Source organism: Ruminococcus sp. 210702-SL.1.03 (assembly GCF_020559915.1).
Classification (GTDB): Bacteria; Bacillota; Clostridia; order Oscillospirales; family Ruminococcaceae; genus YE71.
In genome coordinates, this window is sequence record NZ_JAJCLZ010000023.1 from 14871 (window position 1) to 32138 (window position 17268).

The 17268-nt window shown below is 44.3% G+C and carries 20 protein-coding genes, 1 pseudogene and 1 riboswitch; of the genes and pseudogenes, 17 read left to right on the plus strand and 4 right to left on the minus strand.

The features are described 5' to 3' along the window. Positions 1-387, plus strand: coding sequence for a hypothetical protein (locus LI114_RS10640; RefSeq protein WP_092983219.1), 387 nt, complete (start codon positions 1-3; stop codon positions 385-387). 14 nt (positions 388-401) lie between these two features. Here the strand turns inward: LI114_RS10640 and LI114_RS10645 are convergent, their stop codons facing one another. Together LI114_RS10645 and LI114_RS10650 are read right to left on the minus strand one after the other, a co-directional pair. Next, positions 402-1802 (minus strand): relaxase/mobilization nuclease domain-containing protein, encoded by a 1401-nt coding sequence (locus LI114_RS10645; RefSeq protein ID WP_092983221.1) that lies wholly within the window; start codon positions 1800-1802, stop codon positions 402-404. Continuing rightward, positions 1751-2101 carry a plasmid mobilization protein gene (locus LI114_RS10650; RefSeq protein WP_319638306.1) on the minus strand — a complete coding sequence of 117 codons (351 nt, stop codon included), beginning with the start codon at positions 2099-2101 and terminating at the stop codon, positions 1751-1753. The genes LI114_RS10645 and LI114_RS10650 overlap by 52 nt, the downstream gene beginning before the upstream one ends. A gap of 485 nt (positions 2102-2586) precedes the next feature. Between LI114_RS10650 and LI114_RS10655 the strand changes: the two genes are divergently transcribed. The 16 genes from LI114_RS10655 (at position 2587) to LI114_RS10730 (ending at position 15148) form a co-directional block, all read left to right on the plus strand. Beyond that, on the plus strand, positions 2587-3582 hold the full coding sequence (locus tag LI114_RS10655; protein WP_092983225.1) for a helix-turn-helix transcriptional regulator: 996 nt from the start codon (positions 2587-2589) through the stop codon (positions 3580-3582). Between the two features lie 36 nt (positions 3583-3618). Next, positions 3619-3692, plus strand: a riboswitch (Fluoride riboswitch). A gap of 43 nt (positions 3693-3735) precedes the next feature. Continuing rightward, positions 3736-4932, plus strand: a complete 1197-nt coding sequence (locus LI114_RS10660) for a cation:proton antiporter (protein WP_092983227.1) — start codon at positions 3736-3738, stop codon at positions 4930-4932. A gap of 66 nt (positions 4933-4998) precedes the next feature. Further along, entirely contained in the window at positions 4999-5190 is a 192-nt protein-coding gene (locus tag LI114_RS10665; RefSeq protein ID WP_092983229.1) for a hypothetical protein, read from the plus strand. A gap of 124 nt (positions 5191-5314) precedes the next feature. Continuing rightward, positions 5315-5620 carry an ArsR/SmtB family transcription factor gene (locus LI114_RS10670; RefSeq protein ID WP_092983231.1) on the plus strand — a complete coding sequence of 102 codons (306 nt, stop codon included), beginning with the start codon at positions 5315-5317 and terminating at the stop codon, positions 5618-5620. 75 nt (positions 5621-5695) lie between these two features. Then, positions 5696-6133 (plus strand): C-GCAxxG-C-C family protein, encoded by a 438-nt coding sequence (locus tag LI114_RS10675; RefSeq protein ID WP_092983233.1) that lies wholly within the window; start codon positions 5696-5698, stop codon positions 6131-6133. Positions 6134-6213: 80 nt separating this feature from the next. Beyond that, on the plus strand, positions 6214-7215 hold the full coding sequence (locus LI114_RS10680) for a permease (RefSeq protein ID WP_092983235.1): 1002 nt from the start codon (positions 6214-6216) through the stop codon (positions 7213-7215). A 12-nt stretch (positions 7216-7227) separates the two neighbouring features. Then, positions 7228-7599 carry a thioredoxin family protein gene (locus LI114_RS10685; RefSeq protein ID WP_092983237.1) on the plus strand — a complete coding sequence of 124 codons (372 nt, stop codon included), beginning with the start codon at positions 7228-7230 and terminating at the stop codon, positions 7597-7599. Continuing rightward, on the plus strand, positions 7599-8000 hold the full coding sequence (locus LI114_RS10690; protein WP_092983239.1) for an arsenate reductase ArsC: 402 nt from the start codon (positions 7599-7601) through the stop codon (positions 7998-8000). The genes LI114_RS10685 and LI114_RS10690 overlap by 1 nt, the downstream gene beginning before the upstream one ends. Positions 8001-8125: 125 nt before the next feature. Further along, positions 8126-8425 carry a barstar family protein gene (locus LI114_RS10695; RefSeq protein WP_227220642.1) on the plus strand — a complete coding sequence of 100 codons (300 nt, stop codon included), beginning with the start codon at positions 8126-8128 and terminating at the stop codon, positions 8423-8425. 14 nt (positions 8426-8439) lie between these two features. Then, positions 8440-8970: a 3'-5' exonuclease gene (locus LI114_RS10700; RefSeq protein ID WP_074743092.1), complete on the plus strand. Its 531-nt coding sequence runs from the start codon at positions 8440-8442 to the stop codon at positions 8968-8970. An 827-nt stretch (positions 8971-9797) separates the two neighbouring features. Then, positions 9798-10289, plus strand: a complete 492-nt coding sequence (locus tag LI114_RS10705) for a helix-turn-helix domain-containing protein (RefSeq protein WP_074743094.1) — start codon at positions 9798-9800, stop codon at positions 10287-10289. Further along, positions 10289-10723, plus strand: coding sequence for a sigma factor-like helix-turn-helix DNA-binding protein (locus LI114_RS10710; protein ID WP_092983243.1), 435 nt, complete (start codon positions 10289-10291; stop codon positions 10721-10723). Before LI114_RS10705 ends, LI114_RS10710 begins: the two co-directional genes overlap by 1 nt. 465 nt (positions 10724-11188) lie before the next feature. After that, positions 11189-11953, plus strand: a complete 765-nt coding sequence (locus LI114_RS10715) for a phage antirepressor KilAC domain-containing protein (RefSeq protein ID WP_074743097.1) — start codon at positions 11189-11191, stop codon at positions 11951-11953. 136 nt (positions 11954-12089) lie between these two features. Beyond that, a complete protein-coding gene (locus LI114_RS10720) occupies positions 12090-12428 on the plus strand; it encodes a helix-turn-helix domain-containing protein (RefSeq protein ID WP_227220643.1) in 339 nt (112 codons plus the stop codon). Between the two features lie 118 nt (positions 12429-12546). Beyond that, on the plus strand, positions 12547-13944 hold the full coding sequence (locus tag LI114_RS10725) for a tyrosine-type recombinase/integrase (protein WP_074743099.1): 1398 nt from the start codon (positions 12547-12549) through the stop codon (positions 13942-13944). A gap of 415 nt (positions 13945-14359) precedes the next feature. After that, entirely contained in the window at positions 14360-15148 is a 789-nt protein-coding gene (locus LI114_RS10730; protein ID WP_227220644.1) for an alpha/beta fold hydrolase, read from the plus strand. 178 nt (positions 15149-15326) lie between these two features. On the opposite strand, the pseudogene LI114_RS10735 reads toward LI114_RS10730, so the two are convergent. Then, positions 15327-16288: pseudogene (locus LI114_RS10735) on the minus strand (IS256 family transposase); the annotation flags it as partial. Between the two features lie 72 nt (positions 16289-16360). Further along, positions 16361-16885 (minus strand): flavodoxin domain-containing protein, encoded by a 525-nt coding sequence (locus LI114_RS10740; RefSeq protein WP_227220645.1) that lies wholly within the window; start codon positions 16883-16885, stop codon positions 16361-16363. Positions 16886-17268 lie beyond the last annotated feature (383 nt).

Below are 17268 nucleotides of genomic sequence, written 5' to 3' on the forward strand. Positions count from 1 at the left end.
ATGGAAAAATGGTATGAACGTTTTAATGATGCTGGATTTACACTTTATAATGAATCCGGCGAGGCAACTTGTGTTTACATTGTCAGAGACAAAGCTAATAACGTAAATACTACAGATAAATGGATAGATGTTATTTCTCATGCCAATGGGTTTGATCAAATCATTGTTGAACTGTTCCCACGCATTACGCATCCCAAATATACCAATGACACCGAATATAACCGCTACATATGCTGGCACGCTGCACATGATGATATAGCTGAACATAGAGGCAAGGGACATCACGGCAAAAAATACGCCGTACAATGTAAACGAGTTCAAGTAAAAGATGAAAACGGAAAGACTCATTACGACTATAAGGTTACGGGTGTGAGTAAGATTAGATAGCGGTCATCGCATACTCACTCCAAATCCCCATTCTTCTTACGCTTGCGGTCTTGCTGCTGTTCATTGCGTTCCTGACGGAGAAACTCCTCTATGGTACGCTGTGCATCGGCAAGGTCACGCGCCCGCTTATCCGCTTCACGAAACTGCTGATCCTTCAATGAACGCTCTTGTATAAGGGCGTTTATTTTTTTGTCCAGGCTCTCCACGGTCGGGATATGACCGGAGGGGTAAAGTTCCAACACCTTAGTGCGAATTTGCCCGTACTCGGTAAGCTCTGCGCTGTATTCCTTGCGGTACTTCTTTGCAGCACTTCCGCTGAGGGCTTTCAGCTCCTCGCCGTACACTTTCAGCTTGCGGTATTTCCGCAGGACTTTCAGCTTCACCTGCAAGTCCTCGATCTCCGTTTTCATGTTGTTCAGCTCGGAGAGAAGTCCTCGGCTGTGTGCGTATTCCGATATAGCCGCCTGCTTTATCTGATCAGGCTCTACACCATACTCGGCTATTACATTTTTTGCGATACTGGCAAGCTTCATATTGCCACGGTCGATAGCATCCTGAACAAACCTGTTTGGGGCTTTTACCGTCCGTTCTTTTATCTTCGTTCTCGGCACATAGATCCAACCGCCCTGATACTGTGCGATGCGGTTCTTGATCGTTTCAGTCTCATAAAACCACCCAAGCGTTTTCGCTCTGGTCATCTTCGCTCTCGGATTGCGTTCCTTCTGCTCCGCAAGCATAAATTTCAGGTCGATCTTGTGGTCGGGATTATACTCAACAAGCACACCGAAATCGGCGCACTTCCGCAGAAAATCATCGAAGTCCTCGCTCTCCTTTATGACCTGATCTATCGTGAATTTCAGCTTTGCCTTCCACGATAGTCCCTGACGGTTCATATCCCACTCCCAATGGCTCTTACCCTTGCCCATTTCGGGACGCTCGACAACGGAGAGATGGTGCCGCTTGCACACCTCGTCCGACAGGTCACGGAGCTTCTTCCACGCACGGTCTTTGACCTTGCCCTGATTCATATTCGACTCGAATGTTCTGCCGTTTGCTCGGCTCACATTGTTGAAAATACAGTGGAGGTGAATGTGGTCGGTGTCGGTATGGACTGCAAGGAAATACTGATACTCGCCCTTGAGAAATTTCTCACACAATTCCTTGCCGACTTCCAATGCTCGCTCAGGCGTGATCTCGCAAGGTTTGAAGCTCTGGATATAGTGCTGAGAGAGGACGGTGTTCAGTCCCGTTCCACCAGCTCGGACGGCTTCAAAATCCTTGCTTGCCTGTGCAGGATCAGAGCTGCACCCGTATGTGAATATGAGCCTGCCGTTGTCGGTTTTTTCGGGATTGGCGATATAGGCTAACGCTTTAACCTCAGTAGTTTTGATTGCAAAGAGTTTAGTAGTTGCCAAATCTTGTCCTGCCCCTCCTTGATATTCACGATGTCCTCGGCATAGATCTTGTCCGTGCTGTTCACTCTCACGGCTATCTGATTCACATTGTTGGAGATACTGCCAATGAGCTTGTATATCTTGTCGAACTTCTCCTCGTCAAAATGAACGATGTAGCCCTCAAAGATCATCGCCCTGATGAACTCGCTCCGTGACTTCAATCCGCTGTTTCGGAACTTGCGTTCAATGGCTTCGTACTCTGCTTCGGTTAGGCGTATCTGCATATACCGATTGTGGGGTTCGTTCTCTGCTATTTTTATCCTCTCCTTTCTTTTCGGGGTTCAAGGGGTGTCCCTCTTGCAAGCGGTGTATCGGAACATTCAATTTTTCAGAAATTGTAATGCGGAGATACCGTGCTTGCTGGGTTTGAGTCACGCCCTCTGTGCGTGACTTCAATTTGAGCCTGCGGCTCTTGGAAGTTTCCTCTCTCCGTTAGAGGAATTGGAGCTTTGCGACTGCGGCTGAAAAAGCCCCTCACTTATCAAGTACATTTAATAGAAAAACGGGCAAGAAAAGTATGAGAGTTCACAGAAAATTTACATTTCAAAATGCAGAATACTACAACTTACCGAACATAGTGGTGGTATATACCGAACCCGATTGAAGTCGCCTGAGCAATATGATAGAATAATAAAAGAACCTCACCCATCTGAGGGTTCAGAACAGCGAGGTCTGTTGATGATATTCACCCTGTCCAAATAAGAATTTAGGACAGGGCGTTTGATTGTATGCGGAGGTGCTTTCTATGGACCAGGAGAGGATTATATACATACTCGATTATCTGTCAAGATACACTGATGAAAAGAAGTCGGTTTCTATCAAGGAAATTCAAGACCACCTTGCCAATGTCTGTAATCTGACAAGGGTGAATGATGTGACCATTCGCCGTGACCTTGACAGGCTCACCAATGCGGGTAATCACATCGTTAAATATAACCGTGAGCATAATACAGCTTACTACGCACTGATAGATAAAGGCTTCTCGTTCAATGAGATACGCTTCATTGTGGATTCTATCTCCATAAACAAGTTCCTGACTTCAAAGCAAAAACGGCAACTCATCAAGAAGTTTGAGGGTATGTGTTCAGATGCCGAGATCAGACAGCTCATCAGCAGGATCACTCTCAATGAAAAGTGTTCGCCGTCGCTTGATCTGCTCGAAAACTTAGACCTGATACACAGACTGATCGCTGACCGCAGGAAGATAAACTTTGAGTACGGGAAGTACGATACTGACAAGAAGATAAAGTATTACAAGAAGAAGCGTGACCTTCTGCCTGTGAGGGTGGTATATTTCAATGAGCGTATCTACCTGAAATGCTATAACGAAGCAGATGAACGCTGGCGTATCTATCGTGTTGACCGTATGAGGAGTATCGTGGGAGGTGATGTTTCACACACTCGGCTGCCAAAGGAGAAAAAGCCCGAAGGCTTGGTGACTGATATGTTTGAGCCTGAATACTTTGAGTATGTCACGCTCAGAGTGAAACGGTATCTGCTTGACGATATGCTTGAACATTTCGGGGACTATGCTTCAATTTCCCCATACTCTGAAACTGACGAGAGTGTGACAATTACCGTTCATGTTGGTGTCAATCAGAGGTTCTTTCTTTGGGTAATGAGCTACGGTGACGGTATTGAGCTGCTGTCTCCCGTGAAAACTCGCAGTGAGTATCTTGCTGAGGTCAGAAAAATGCTCGGTGCGTATCCAGAGTTTGAAAAAGAAGAAAAAACAGATTGACTTATAGATAGTTCCGTGGTATAATCATAATATAAACTGAATATCGGGAATGATGTTCTCCCACGGGAAACCGAAACCGCTTATCATAAGCTGATGACTTCTGCGTTTTACGCAATAGTTGTCGGCTTTTTTATTTTTATTGGAGGAATTTCTATGCTGTTATCACTTGCGATCATTTTTCTTGTCGGGCTTTCTGCCGCTGCGCTCTTTGAACGGATAGGCTTGCCACGCATCATCGGTATGCTCGCTATTGGAATTCTTGTAAGCCCCTATGTGCTTGATCTTCTCGATCCGAAAATACTCGGTATATCCTCTGAGCTTCGGCAGATAGCCCTCATCATCATACTGATAAAGGCAGGGCTTTCGCTGTATTTGTCTGACCTGAAAAAAGTCGGCAGACCTGCGGTGTTGATGTCCTTTGTGCCTGCCTGCTGTGAGATAGTCGGGTATGTTGTTTTTGCACCTATCTTGCTTGGGGTAGATCGTATCGAAGCAGCCGTCATGGGGGCAGTGCTGAGTGCGGTGTCTCCTGCGGTGGTCGTACCACGAATGGTGAAGCTGATTGAGGATAAATGGGGTACGAAAAAAAGCATACCCCAGATGATACTTGCCGGAGCGTCCTGCGATGATATTTTTGTGATCGTGCTGTTCTCCACATTTGTAACTATGGCACAGGGCGGCTCGGCAAAGGTCACGGACTTCCTGAATATCCCCATATCCATTGTGCTTGGCGTTCTGCTCGGTGCGGTGGTCGGGAGCGGACTGTATCTGCTGTTTGATCGGTCATATCAGCACAAGCACAAGATAAGGAACAGCACGAAGGTCATTATCCTGCTTGGTACTGCGTTTCTGCTGATGAGCATTGAATCGCTTGTAAAGCCCTATATTGCATTATCGGGACTGCTTGCTGTTGTGGCTATGGCTTGCGTTGTCAAGCTGAAAACGGACAGCAAAGTATCCTCACGGCTGTCCGAGAAGTTCGGCAAGCTGTGGATAGCTGCTGAGGTCATGCTGTTCATACTTGTGGGTGCGGCGGTAGATGTGCGTTATACCTTGTCGGCAGGCGGAATGGCGGTGCTGATGATATTCATAGCCCTTGCTTTCAGGGCTGTGGGCGTGTGTCTGTGTCTGCTCGGTACGGAGCTGAACGCAAGGGAGCGTATCTTCTGCGTGATAGCCTATCTTCCGAAAGCGACGGTGCAGGCGGCTATCGGCTCGGTGCCGCTGTCGCTTGGTCTGCCATGCGGAAAGATCGTGCTATCGGTGGCGGTGCTTGCGATACTGATCACAGCTCCGCTTGGGGCGATAGGGATCGACAGGAGTTATAAGAAACTATTGATAAAAGAATAGCAGAGCTTGACACTCCTGTTCCGCTGTTGTATAATAATACAAGCGTGTTTTTAGGAGGTCATAGCAATGATAGATGAAGTAATAGCCGGAGCAAAGGTCAAGCTCAGAGAGAAGATAAGTGATAGCGTTCCCGTCGGCAGCATCGCCACGGTCTTATACATCGACGATCTCGACAATGTATTCATAGAATGGGTGAGCAATGGTAGGCTGACCTCGTTCTCCAAAAAGAATTTCAAGAGCCTGTTTGAAACGGCATAATTGCAATGAGAAGCCCTCAGCGATGAGGGTTTCTTTTATACAGAACATCAAATTTCAAAAAACATATTGACAAATCTCGATCTGTATGCTATAATATAGAAAATCATCAATATGAGGTGAGCAAATGGAACTGACAAACAAGCAGATCACCGTAATTTTCAAGGCTCTGTGCGATGAGAACAGGGTGCAGATATTCAGGCTTCTGCAAAACGGCGAGAAATGTGCCTGCAAGCTGCTTGAAGCAATGCAGTGTACCCAACCTACGCTTTCGCATCACATGAAGATACTCTGCGACAGTGGTCTTGTGAACGGCAGAAAAGAGGGCAAGTGGATGTACTACTCCATTTCTGCGGAAGGTATGGAAGAAGCCGTGAAAGCTCTGCGTGAGCTGACAAAAGTGTCTGACAGCGGAGAATGCTGCTGTAAATAAAATGTCCGTGGTACCTCGGAATTTTTATTTGCAGTATGTATAGATAAATTCAAATATATTTATTGGAGGTAAACTATGAAACACACAGAAATTGCAAGTGAGCTTTTCTCAAAGCGGTATTACTGCTCTCAGGCGGTGCTTGCGGCATTTGCCGAGGAGCTTGGAATGACGAAGGAACAGGCATTGAAAGTCGGCGCTTGCTTCGGCGGCGGTATGTGCAAGGCTGAGGTCTGCGGAGCGTGTACGGGTGCGCTTATGGCTTTAGGGCTAAAATACGGTATGTGCGAAGACGGTGACTTAGAAAGCAAAGAGAGAGCAAACAGCTATGCCGTGCGTTTTCTTGATGAATTTGCGAAACAAAACGGCTCTTATATCTGCCGTGAGCTGCTTGACTGCGATATTTCCACTGATGAGGGCAAGGCTTATGCAAGGGCAAATGGTTTGTATGCAACAGAATGTCCGAAGATGATAGAGAGTGCCGTGCTGATCGCAGAAAAGCTGATAAACGAATAATTCTGCCGTATGAAAAATACGGCTTTTTATCCCGTAAATAAATCGACTGATTTCAATTTATCTATGGAAGGCGGTGCTTTATGGGAATTTGGGACTTCATACAAGACGAGATTCTCGGTATGAAATGGCTGAACAGGCTTATCGGCTCGTTGCTGAATGCCTGCGGTCTTGATACAAGCGAAAAAATCGGCGGAAGTGTGCAGTTTTTCATCTATGATGTGATCAAGATCATGGTGCTGCTCGGAGTGCTGATATTCCTTATATCCTACATTCAGAGCTACTTTCCGCCTGAGAGGACAAAGAAGATACTCGGACGGTTTCACGGCATCGGTGCGAACTGCATTGCCGCCTTGCTTGGTACGGTCACACCGTTCTGCTCATGCTCATCAATACCGCTGTTTATGGGATTTACAAGTGCAGGACTGCCGCTTGGTGTGACATTCTCGTTCCTTATTTCATCGCCAATGGTTGACCTCGGCTCTCTTATTCTTCTGATGAGCATATTCGGCTGGAAGGTCGCTGTGGTTTATGTGATCGTCGGGCTTGTGATCGCAGTCGCCGGCGGTACGCTGATCGAAAAGCTGCACCTTGAAAGTGAGGTCGAGGAGTTTATCCGCAACGGCAAGAGCATTGACACTCCGCAGAACGAGCTGACAAAGCGTGACAGGCTGAAATACTCATGGGAACAGGTCACGGGAACGGTAAAAAAGGTCTTTCCCTATGTCATAGTTGGTGTAGGTATCGGTGCAGTTATCCATAACTGGATACCCGAAGAATGGGTGATAAAGCTGCTCGGTACTGGCAATCCGTTCGGCGTTATCATTGCCACGATATGCGGAATACCGATGTATGCAGATATATTCGGGTGTATCCCCATTGCAGAAGCACTCGTCGCAAAGGGCGCAAAACTCGGCGTTGTTCTTGCATTTATGATGGGCGTTATCACGCTGTCGCTGCCGTCGATGATCATGCTGAAAAAAGCGATCAAACCGAAGCTGCTTGGCATATTCATTGCTATATGTTCAGTCGGAATTATCCTTGTCGGATATTTCTTCAATATCATTCAAAACTATATCATTTAGGAGGAATATATCATGTCACTGTTTGGAAAGAAAAAAGAAGAAGCAAAAGCTGAAACATCCTGCTGCTGCGGAGGTTCAAAGTCTGCAAGTGAGGTCACATCGACCTGTTGTGGAGAAAAGGTCAATGGTATCTGCTGTATCAAAGTCCTCGGTTCGGGCTGTAAAGCCTGTCATCAGCTTTATGACAACACTCTGAAAGCTGTGGAGGGTATGGGTATCGAGGTCGAGTATGTCACCGATCTGCAAAAGATCATGGAGTACGGTGCAATGTCAATGCCTGCACTTGTGATAAATGAAAAGGTCGTATCGGTGGGTAGGGTTTTGAAGCCTTCGGAGATCTCAGCTATGATAAGCGATATAACGGATAAGTCGGAGTGTATATGATGAATAAACCAAAGGTCGCATTTATCTGTGTGCATAATTCATGTCGCAGCCAGATCGCAGAAGCACTCGGCAAGCACCTTGCAGGAGATGTTTTTGAGAGCTATTCGGCAGGAACGGAAACAAAACCGCAGATCAACCAGGATGCAGTCCGTCTTATGAAGAAGCTCTACGGCATCGACATGGAGCAGACACAATACAGCAAGCTCGTCAGCGATATTTCCACGCCGGATATTGCGATCTCTATGGGCTGCGATGTCGGCTGTCCGTTTATTGGCAGACCGTTTGACGATGATTGGGGCTTGCTTGATCCGACGGGTAAAGATGATGCGGAGTTTCAGCGTGTGATTTCTCAGATTGAAGAAAACATATTGAGATTGTTACAACAAATATCAGAACTTTGAATCCAATGGAATCAAAGTCGGGTGTGAGCTGTTGCTACTGGCAACGGCTCATTTTCTTTTCTGCTGATTGACCTTTTGACCGCACTATGGTATAATTATCCTATACGATGATCTTAGAGGTGGTAATGATGAGGACTTACATAATAGACGGCAATAAGTTTTCAAATATTGAAGGATTTTACGATGAGATAGACCTCATCATGACCAAAGGCATTAGTTTCAAGACCGGACACAATCTTAATGCTTTCAGAGATATTCTTTACGGCGGTTTTGGCTGCCATGAACCGGGAGAGCCGTTTGTGATAAAGTGGCTCAATTCTCAGAAAAGCAGAAAGGAACTTGGCGATACTATAATGTTAGCTATCATAGATAATATCGCTGACCATAATGACACAGGATATGACTGCAAATTGGAACTATACTGATAGAGGATAAGGATATGGCTATTTACATAGTATTTGACGTTGAAACACCAAATCGTGCGAACGACCGTATGAGTGCGATAGGCATAACAGCGATAAAAGATAACAAGATCGTCGCTAACTACTTTTCGCTCGTTGATCCCGAAACGCATTTCGATTACTTCAACACGCAGCTTACGGGCATAGATGCTGATAAAGTCAAGAACGCTCCGAACTTTGCAGAGCTTTGGAAGAAGATAGAGCCGATCATGAGCAAAGGTATCCTTGTTGCCCATAATGCTGTCTTTGATATGAGTGTCCTGCGTTCCTGCCTGCGAAGCTACGGCATTACATGGAAACCCTCTGCTGAATACCTGTGTACGGTTCAAATCGGCAGGCGTATTCTTCCCGATATGAAGCATAACCTCAATGTGATGTGCGATCACTACGGTATCGCCCTTGATCATCATAAGGCGGACAGCGATGCCCACGCCTGTGCGGAGATACTGCTAAGGTACATGGAAAGTGGTGTCGATGTTTCGTCTTACATCAAGAAATACTATCTATAACGAATACCTCAGAGAGCTGTTACACAACGGCTCTTTCTTTTTTGCCGAAATCTCTCAGAAGTACAAATTTCGTCTATCTAAAATGGTATAATAAAAGAATTTGAAGAATTATTCCAGTTATGGAAATTCTGTCGAACTGTTTTGGTATAATCAGGATAGACAAGCATACAGCTCGGTTTTTGTAAGTTCATTGACAGTTCCATACAGACGAATCGAAAGAGATTTTTCTATGGGAGGTGGTAAATGTGTACTGGACAATGACAATAGATCACGCTCTGCATTGATTGCCTTGCGGAATATCTATGCTGTTACAAAAATTGAGAAGTAGTATGCGGCTTCAAACGGCATAAGGGCGGTCTGTGCAGTTACAGGCCGCCCTTTTTTCTATGTGTATATTGTGATGATTTGGAGAAAACTGTGTGATAGCGGAAACGCTTTTTACAGAGAAGAAACTTGAACTTTCATCGCAGATACGCAGTTTTAATGAGATTGACAGTAGATTGAAAGATTTTATCCAAAACCTTAGATTTTGTGGAGAATAGGCGGTTTTCTAAAAAAAGGGCGTTTCAAAAATGAGACACCCTGAAACGGCGCTATATCTTGCTTTTTCGGGTGTGATAGGTCATAATAGAAGTATGCGCACCGAGGTGTGCATAGCCGTATAGTGAACCTATTGCGCAAGGGGTTACTCGATCACTGTATGGAATTGAATATGGTACGATCAAATGAACGAGTGATGTTTGGTTGTCGGACGGTTTATGCCGATTGACAGTCTCACTGTGTTCATTTGCACATTTCCGTCCGACAGGAAAGGACGGAGATGTTTTATGAAAACTACATATAATGATCCCCAGGTGAAGCTGAACACCAACCGTAGGGGCAAGACCGATTATGATATAGTAGTCTATGGCACAAGGAGTCTGCGTAAACAGCTCGAAGATACTGTAGCTGCTGCGATCCGCCGATATATGGAAGAAAAGGAGGTCGGCACAAGAAAGCTGTCCAGACTTACGGGCATTCCAAAGGGTACGATCTCCCGTTACCGTAATGGTACGGCGAAATACGATCCCGACTATCTCTGTGCTATCTGCATCGCGCTCAGACTGCAAACTTGCAGACAGCGGCACTTGTTCAGAATGCTCAACTGGAAGATGCCTGACGAACGTGGCAGAAAGAGAAACAGAGCGTACATCATCAGGGAGTTCCTTGACGGCTGCTTCTATGATGAAAGCTATACGGTCGCACTCTGCAATCAGCGTCTGGTCGATGCCGGAGAAGTGTCCCTCACTCCGCTGTTCCCTCCGAAGGAGGGCAAGTGATGACGGGATTTTTCTATATGCACTTCGGTGATGATGTGCCTAAGAACATTGAAAAGGAGTATAACAGGCTTCTCCTTCACGAACAGTATCTTGAAAAAAAGGAGCAGAAGTATCGCATCCAGACAGCTACTTTTGAAGATGTTATCACTGTATGTCCTGATCCTGCCACTCTTCCCATTAACGAGATTGAACTTGAGCGGGAGCGACTTCATAACGAGCGTCTGAAATATCTTCCTGTTGCTCTCAACCTTCTTAAAGCTGACTATCCCGACCTTTATCGGCTTATCGTAGAGTATTACTACGCAGAGACTAAGACCACTATGGCGGATTTAGGGAAACGCCACGGTCTGACCACTGAAACAGTACGCTACCGAATCAAGTCAGCAAAAGAGAAACTGAAATTATACATCATCATGCACGAAAACAAGGAGTAGAATTTGTGCGCAATAACGATTTTTCTTTTTCCAATGAAAAAAATAGTGAAAATCTTGCCCGATTCTTCAAATTCTGTGCTTGATATTATAGAGGGCGTTCGCTCCATGAGCCAACAAGCTCTCTTATCCTCCTTCCTACACGAAGGTTTACTTTGAGCTGAGGGAACGGCATAGCTACTTTGTCCATTTTCAGGCTGTACCGTTTCCGGAGGTTCGTTTTTCTTTCATTTTTCGATGCTCTATCGAAACTCCTTTCACTACGACAGCAGAGATGCTGTCGGGAGAGCCTGAGCTGACGGCTTGGGTTCTGCCTAAAACATCTCTGAATGCGACAGTTCCATTTCTCCTATTTTCATATTGGCAGGCATACTGCCACTCCTGCGTCGGGGACGGTTCTCCGTTCCCGACATTCCAGGAGTAAATCACAAACAAAAACACCGACAAGATAGAGAGAGGGTGTTCTATATGAATGAAATCACAATTGCTGTGAAATACGATAATGATAATCCTACCGTCAGCGGACGGGAGCTTCATGCCGCCCTTGAGGTCAGGACGCAGTATTCAATATGGTTTGATAGAATGTGCGAATATGGTTTTTCTGAGGGAATAGACTATTATTCTTTTTTGAATAATAGGTCGGACGGACTTGCAGGAAAGCCGAGAACCGATCATCAGCTCACCATTGATATGGCAAAGGAGCTTTGCATGATACAGCGTACCGAGATCGGCAAGCGCTGCCGTGAATACTTCATAAACCTTGAAAAGCAATGGAACAGTCCCGATGCGGTCATGGCGAGAGCATTACAGATAGCAGACCAGAGGCTGGAGCTTGCAAAGCAGCAGAACGGCAGTCTCATTGAGACAACTGCGATTCAGGCAAAGCAGATCGAGGAAATGAAGCCGAAGGCGACATATTGCGATATGGTTCTGCAATCCGCAGGGCTTATGCCCATAACCACTATCGCAAAGGACTACGGAAAGTCAGCAAAGTGGCTGAACAAGTGGCTTCATGAACACGGCATACAGTATAAGCTCGGCAAGGTATGGCTTCTGTATCAGAAGTATGCTGATCGTGGTTACGTTAAGTCAAAGACTTTTACTGTCTTGGACGAGAACGGTGATTCCATTGCCAAACCTAATACACAGTGGACGCAGCGTGGAAGAATGTTCATTTACGAACAGTTGAAGAAAGAAGGTATCCTGCCGCTTATCGAGCAGGACGATAGCTGAAACGCTGTCGGGAGTATCCGTTCATCGGGTACTGCCTATGGTGCTTCTCACACACCTCCTTGTTTTGAACGACGGCTGATGTGCCGTCGGGAGCTTCTATTCCTCGGAGTAGGAGCTGCCAACAGTACATCAATCTTTGGGCATAAAAATAACCGACAGACGATGTATTTACAGCATCTTGAAAACTGAATATGAAACATCAACGCTATTTGTTTTCTTTTTCTTCTTCCTGAGAGATAGGAGGAGCGTTATGCCGAAAAAATCCGTTAGACAGATGTTCAGGAAATATCCTGATGTGGTAACTATACCACAAGTATGCGAAATGCTCGGTGTCAGCCGTAACTACGCATACCTATTAGTAAAGCAGGGAAAGCTCATAAGGCTTGACTTGGGACGTATCGTCAGAGTGACAAAATCCTCTGTGATTGAGCTAAAGGAAAAAAGTTTACAAAAATCGGAGAATTCCCCAGTGTAAAGCGCCGAAAAAAGGATAAAAGCGGTCTGATCGTATTGCATTATATTTGGTTACGCGCTATAATAGAGTAGTCAACAGCAGACTTCTACCGCTTTCAACTCAAAGGAGGATATAAGATATGAAAGCAAGTCTGCCTTACAAATATATTACTTCCGTAAAGAACGGAAAGAACTATGTTGTCTTTGACTATAAGGATCACAGCGGAAAGCGTAAGCGTAAGTGGGTAAACACGGAATTGCCTGTGAAGTGTTCAAAGAAAGCTCTGAAAGAAGCGGTTGAAGCAATCGTCGCAGAGTTTGATAAGAGCATTTCGGAAGGTGAAATCGCTGTCAAGTCTGCAAACGCTGTGCCGTATGCTGTTATGAGTGATGAAACCGCTTCAACTATGCTGCTCGATGATTTCTTTACCGAGTGGCTGACATACATCAAACCGAATGTGGCTCGTACTACCCATCTTTGCTATCGCAAGGTCAGCAAGAGATACATGGAATACATCAACGAAAACTATCCGAACCTTACACTTGGACAGGTCAATCATAACCACATTCAGAACTATCTCAACTACAAACTGGATAGTGGCTGCAAGGGCAGTACCGCAAAGCAGTATTATCTCGCATTGCATTCTGCATTTGCTTACGCTGTAAAAATGGAACTGATACCAAAGCACCCTATGGACAAGTTAGTAGTACCGAGAGCTGAAAGGCATGAAGCTACCTTCTACAATGCTGATGAGCTGAATGAACTGTTTGAGGTTTTCAAAGGAGACAAACTGGAGCTTGTGGTGAACATCGCAGCGTATTATGGTCTGAGAAGATGTGAGATACTTGGTCTGAGGTGGGATGCGATCGACTTCAAGAACAAGACCATCACCATTCAGCGTAAGATAGTAAGCGACTACGACGATAACGGTGAGATGAAGATCTTTGTAGAAACAAGGCTAAAAACCAATTCCACCAGAAGAACACTTCCGCTGATCCCTCACATCGAGGAGATGCTTCTTGAAAAGAAGAAAATGGAAGTCAAGTTCAAAAAGGCTTGCGGAAAGAGCTACAACAAGGAATTTGACGGATTTATCTGCCGTGACAACTATGGTAATATGCTATCGCCAGGCTATGTGACACAGCACTTCCATTACGTCATTACCCGAAACGGTTTGAAGCAACTGCGTTTCCATGATCTTCGCCATTCTTGTGCGAGCTTATTGCTTGCTCATGATGTTCCGATGAAGGCTATTCAGGAGTGGCTCGGACATAGTAATTTTTCTATCACGGCGAATCTTTATAGTCATTTGGAATACAATGCAAAGGTCAACTCGGCTGAAACGATCGCAAGGGTTCTCGGCGGTAAGTCAGAGGATAAATCCGAAGCTGAAAAGCCTGCCGAAAAGAAAAAGACCACGAGAAGAAAGTCAACGTCAAAGGCAGCAAGTAAAACACCGCCCAAAAAGACTGGCGGTAGAAAAAAGAAAAGCGATAATCCCGAAGGCACGGGAGAATCGCAGATGTCAACATTATAGAATATAATCAACGAAAGTGGAATCAAGAAAAAGAAATCAAAAAACGTGTGATTTTGGTAGAAAAAATGGTAGAAAAATAATGTGATTCACGTTTATATTATCTACCAACAACTCTCTGAAACCCAGTCAAATCGGATAAAACAGAGAATTGTTACTAAGGAATTCATATAATAGAGTAGACAAATGCACTATTATATGGTATAATGAATATTGAATATAGATCAGCAAAATTTTGATCATGTGGAGGATAAAGTGAAAAAAAGTATTGGGCAGATCATTGAAAATTCTATTTTTGATCTTTGGTATCATTATAATATTTATAATAATATCTTTTGTTCGGCATAAAATATGCAGTTCAAAAGAAAAAGACCTGATTGCTCCTCTTGGCCAACTTGTAGAAGTGAACGGTCACAATATGAGCATATACACAGGGGGCGAGGGCGATAAAACGCTTGTATTTATGTCAGGCGGCGGAACTTGCTCACCAATATTGGACTTCAAATCGCTTTATTCACTTTTAAGCAGCGAATATAAGATCGCAGTGGTAGAAAAATTCGGCTACGGTTTTAGCGATATTGTAGATGAAAAAAGAGATATAGATACTATGTTGAGCGAAACGAGAATGGCACTCGATAAAGCTGGGATACATGGGCCGTATGTGCTCTGTCCGCATTCATTATCCGGACTTGAAGCTTTATACTGGGCGCAGAAATATCCCGACGAGGTCGAAGCGATCGTCGGCTTAGATATGGCAGTACCTGACTATTACGACGAAATGAACATAAGTATCCCTACGATGGAGTTAGGGCATTATGCCGCTGTTTTGGGTATCACAAGGTGGATACCCAGCCTTGCAGAAAGCGACGCTATCAAATACGGAACGCTTTCCGAAAAGGAAAAAGACATTTACCGAGCAGTATTTTATCAAAAAACAGCTACTAAAACCATGATAGATGAAGCCAAAGTCGTAAAAGATAATGCGAAGATTGTAAAAGAAAACGGTATCCCGCAAGTGCCGATGTTATTGTTTATTTCCGACGGCTCGGGCGGCACTGGTTTTACAAAAGAAAAGTGGAGAAGTATCCCCGAAAAATATATCTCAGATCATGACAGCGCAAGCTGTATTGAGTTAGACTGTCCGCATTATATTCACGACTATGAGTACGAAGCGATAAGCAAAGAGATCAGAAATTTTATCAAGTAAGTATATTCAAAACCCACCGATACAGCGCAAAAAAATGTATCGGTGGGTTTTATGTTCTAATAAGTTTCTGTTTTATGTGCTAATAGGCGTTGCGGGGGCATGGCGCAGTATTCGACTTTACAGGACCCTCCGAAAAAAAGTCTGTAAAAACTCAGCCAACTGTGATATAATAAAAATACCACTTTTTGTACCAGCTTTTCATGGCGTTTGGATAATCTCTCTCCCACTTTTCCGTTACACGTTCAAGCTGTTCAAGAGCGGCGTCCTCCGACGGAGCGTGATAAAATGGTTTTCAGGTCATTTGCAAACTCTTTCTTGTTCTTATCGCTCACATATTTCAACGTGTTTCTCACCTGATGAACTATGCAGCGTTGAAGCTCTGTCTGCGGAAACGCCGCATTTACGGCTTCTTTTATACCCGAAAGACCATCGGCACATATCACAAGTATATCCTTTACACCCCTGTTTTTCAGCTCATTCAGCACTCCAAGCCAATACTTTGCACTTTCATTTTCTCCAATATGTATGGACAAAACTTCCTTGTGGCCTGTTAAACTTACTGCAAGGATCACATACGCTGCGAGCTTCCTTATTTGCCCGTTGTCACGCACAGAAAAGTGAACTGCGTCGATAAAAACTATCGGATAAACCTCATCAAGAGGACGTTTTTGCCACTCCTCTATCTGCGGAAGGAGCCTGTCTGTGATGTCAGATACCATACCGTCGCTGACCTCAAAGCCGTAGATATCCTCGATGGTATCGCTTATCTGACGAGTTGTCATACCTTTTGCATACAGAGAAATTATCTTCTGCTCAATGCCGGAGATGTCCTTTTGACGCTTTTTTACGACCTTTGGCTCAAATGTCCCATCACGATCCTGGGGCACTTCTATTTCGATTTCTCCCAAAGTTCCACGTATCTTCTTTGTTTTCTTGCCGTTGCGGTAATTGGAGTTATCTGAACGTTCGTATTCCTGGTACTCCAGATGCTCATTCAGTTCAGCCTCAAGCAGTGCCGCCCATCAGATCCTTGAGAGCATCCTCGATATCCTTTGCTGTCTTGATATCATACATCTCGATCAGCTCAGCGATGATATTCTTCTTTCCATCGCTCATTGGTTCTCTTTTTCTTCTTGCCATAAAATTTCAACCTCCTGTGGTATTTTTATTATATCACAGTTGGCTGAGTTTTTACAGACTTTTTTCGGGGGGTCATTGATTTATACATTCGATGATTGGCTCAATGCATTTTTTATCTGTCCAGTCGCATTTATGATCCCCAGCTGCCATCAGTGCTTTTTCCCATATTTCGTAATCAGCTGGATTTTTCTTTGCAACCGACTTTCTAAGTAAACTGCATAATGTTCTATCCTTAAAAGACATTGCGTCCATATCCCACGCACCACGGCAATAAAAGAGAGAAATGTCAGCCAGGTTATCCTTCAAATTATGCTCCTTGATTTGCTGAAACGCATTTTCTTCATACGGAGATGCTCCACAGCAAAACACTATGATCTTCTTGCCCGTTAATTTACTTATATTCTTTTTTAGAAACGATAATCCAGCGATACCGGAAGCATATAATCCTCCACCTAAAATAATAGTGTCATATGTAACAATTTCGTTGATATCAGCTTTTCTTGTTTCTATACACTGAAACCCGGTCTCTTCTGAGAGCCAGTCAGCGTATCTTTTTGTAGCACCATATTTTGATTGATATAAAATGACTCCATTCATAAACACATCTCCTCAAATTCTAATTTGTATTTCCGTCAATTCAAAAAATGGGCAACCCCCATAAAGAATTGCCCATTTTTTTCGCAAATTATTATATTCACTCCAACGTCTTCATCGTAGGGAAATACCCACACCGTTTTTTAATAACTTTTCAAAAGCTCGCAAACCCTTGATTTTACTGGATTTGCGGCGTTTTTGTTTTTTACGAAAGTTTATATATTCTCGCAAAACCTACGCCATTTTGGCGTAAAATTGGCGTATGGGGATTTGGTGGGGTGGTGGGGATTCTACTATAAAACAGTTTAGATTTTATTGGGCTGAAAAAATTAAACAGCTTTTTTAGAATCTATCTTCCAACTCATCGTTTAAAAGCTTTTCTTTAA

What these genes read in the sequence shown, in the direction of transcription:
- LI114_RS10640 (WP_092983219.1), top strand. Translation starts at nt 1, where the DNA reads ATGGAAAAATGGTATGAACGTTTTAATGATGCTGGATTTACACTTTAT.
- LI114_RS10655 (WP_092983225.1), top strand. Translation starts at nt 2,587, where the DNA reads ATGGACCAGGAGAGGATTATATACATACTCGATTATCTGTCAAGATAC.
- LI114_RS10660 (WP_092983227.1), top strand. Translation starts at nt 3,736, where the DNA reads ATGCTGTTATCACTTGCGATCATTTTTCTTGTCGGGCTTTCTGCCGCT.
- LI114_RS10665 (WP_092983229.1), top strand. Translation starts at nt 4,999, where the DNA reads ATGATAGATGAAGTAATAGCCGGAGCAAAGGTCAAGCTCAGAGAGAAG.
- LI114_RS10670 (WP_092983231.1), top strand. Translation starts at nt 5,315, where the DNA reads ATGGAACTGACAAACAAGCAGATCACCGTAATTTTCAAGGCTCTGTGC.
- LI114_RS10675 (WP_092983233.1), top strand. Translation starts at nt 5,696, where the DNA reads ATGAAACACACAGAAATTGCAAGTGAGCTTTTCTCAAAGCGGTATTAC.
- LI114_RS10680 (WP_092983235.1), top strand. Translation starts at nt 6,214, where the DNA reads ATGGGAATTTGGGACTTCATACAAGACGAGATTCTCGGTATGAAATGG.
- LI114_RS10685 (WP_092983237.1), top strand. Translation starts at nt 7,228, where the DNA reads ATGTCACTGTTTGGAAAGAAAAAAGAAGAAGCAAAAGCTGAAACATCC.
- LI114_RS10690 (WP_092983239.1), top strand. Translation starts at nt 7,599, where the DNA reads ATGAATAAACCAAAGGTCGCATTTATCTGTGTGCATAATTCATGTCGC.
- LI114_RS10695 (WP_227220642.1), top strand. Translation starts at nt 8,126, where the DNA reads ATGATGAGGACTTACATAATAGACGGCAATAAGTTTTCAAATATTGAA.
- LI114_RS10700 (WP_074743092.1), top strand. Translation starts at nt 8,440, where the DNA reads ATGGCTATTTACATAGTATTTGACGTTGAAACACCAAATCGTGCGAAC.
- LI114_RS10705 (WP_074743094.1), top strand. Translation starts at nt 9,798, where the DNA reads ATGAAAACTACATATAATGATCCCCAGGTGAAGCTGAACACCAACCGT.
- LI114_RS10710 (WP_092983243.1), top strand. Translation starts at nt 10,289, where the DNA reads ATGACGGGATTTTTCTATATGCACTTCGGTGATGATGTGCCTAAGAAC.
- LI114_RS10715 (WP_074743097.1), top strand. Translation starts at nt 11,189, where the DNA reads ATGAATGAAATCACAATTGCTGTGAAATACGATAATGATAATCCTACC.
- LI114_RS10725 (WP_074743099.1), top strand. Translation starts at nt 12,547, where the DNA reads ATGAAAGCAAGTCTGCCTTACAAATATATTACTTCCGTAAAGAACGGA.
- LI114_RS10730 (WP_227220644.1), top strand. Translation starts at nt 14,360, where the DNA reads ATGAGCATATACACAGGGGGCGAGGGCGATAAAACGCTTGTATTTATG.
- LI114_RS10740 (WP_227220645.1), bottom strand. Translation starts at nt 16,885, where the DNA reads ATGAATGGAGTCATTTTATATCAATCAAAATATGGTGCTACAAAAAGA.